At 64.5% G+C, this 1,302-nt stretch carries 1 protein-coding gene; it reads left to right on the top strand.

The window, feature by feature from the left end; all coding sequences use genetic code 11:
• The first annotated feature begins 36 nt into the window (after positions 1-36).
• Positions 37-1,026 (top strand): NAD-dependent epimerase/dehydratase family protein, encoded by a 990-nt coding sequence (locus D2K64_RS23605; protein ID WP_120010855.1) that lies wholly within the window; start codon positions 37-39, stop codon positions 1,024-1,026.
• Positions 1,027-1,302: the final 276 nt, after the last annotated feature.

Consider the following 1,302-nt stretch of genomic DNA (forward strand, 5'->3'; position numbering starts at 1 on the left):
CGGTGCATCCTTTGCGTCTCAGTGAGGAGATGCGTGATGAGGACGAACAAGACAGCGCTAGTCCTGGGCGCGACAGGGGGCATCGGCGGCGGGATCGCTGCGGCGCTGGACCGGCATGGATGGACGGTCCGGGCCCTGGTGCGTGATCCGGCAAACGCGGCTGCCAAGGGCGGCCGTCTCTCGGGCTGGATCGCCGGAGATGCGATGAGCCAAGCGGATGTCATCTCGGCAGCCAGCAGCGTCGACGCCATCGTGCACGCTGTCAATCCGCCTGGGTACCGCGATTGGCACCGCCTGGTCCTGCCCATGATGGCGAACACGCTCGCCGCGGCCAAGGCGGCCGGGGGCGCGCGGGTCGTGCTACCCGGCACGATCTATAACTTCGATCCGGCGCGGATTACGGTCATTGATGCCACGACCCCGCAGGCTCCACGCACTCGCAAGGGCGCGATCCGCGTCCAGCTTGAGCGTCTTCTCGAGGAAGCGGCTCCAGCCGTGCCAAGCCTGATTGTCCGAGCCGGCGATTTCTTCGGACCGGGTGTCCGTTCCAGTTGGTTCGCGCAGAGTCTGGTAAAGCCCGCTCAACCTGTGCAGCGGCTGCTTAATCCCGCGACCGGCCCGGGTCACAGTTGGGCTTACCTACCCGATCTAGCCGAGGCGATTGTGCGGCTGATGGAGGCAGGCGATCGGCTCGATGCATTTGAACGGGTTCAGTTCGAGGGCTATTGTGATACAAGTGGTACCGGTATGGTCGATGCGGTGCGTCGCGCAGTCGGACGCAACATCCCGGAGCGTCGTTTTCCCTGGTGGCTGATGCGCTTGCTCGCTCCCTTCGGGGGCTTTCCGCGCGAAGTCGTGGAGATCGAATCCTACTGGCGCCACCCCGTGCGGTTCGACAACAGTCGACTGGTGGCGTTGATTGGCGCGGAGCCGCGGACCTCCCTTGACACCGCCGTTGCAACATCTCTTTCTGCTCTCGGCTGCCTCGACCGCCCCGCTACGGCTCCGACGCCATGGGCTATCTGAATGCCCGCGCATGTTGACCCTCCCGCTGCGCGGCACCTGTCAGGAGCAACCCGATGGCGGCCCTGTTCCGAACCTTCATCTTTAAGCAGACGCTCGGCATCTTGGCGGCTATGAGGCTCTCGCGAAGTGCAAGGCGCCATCCTTGCCAAGCTGTGACACCGCCTCACCACGCTTCTCCAGGTGCAGCAAATGCGCCATGACTTCGGCGGCCGCCGAGCTATCCTCCTGAAGCAGTTCATCCCCGAGCGCCTGCTTCAGCGTTTGCATCGCGGTGCA

Source organism: Teichococcus vastitatis (assembly GCF_003604215.1).
Classification (GTDB): Bacteria; Pseudomonadota; Alphaproteobacteria; order Acetobacterales; family Acetobacteraceae; genus Pseudoroseomonas; species Pseudoroseomonas vastitatis.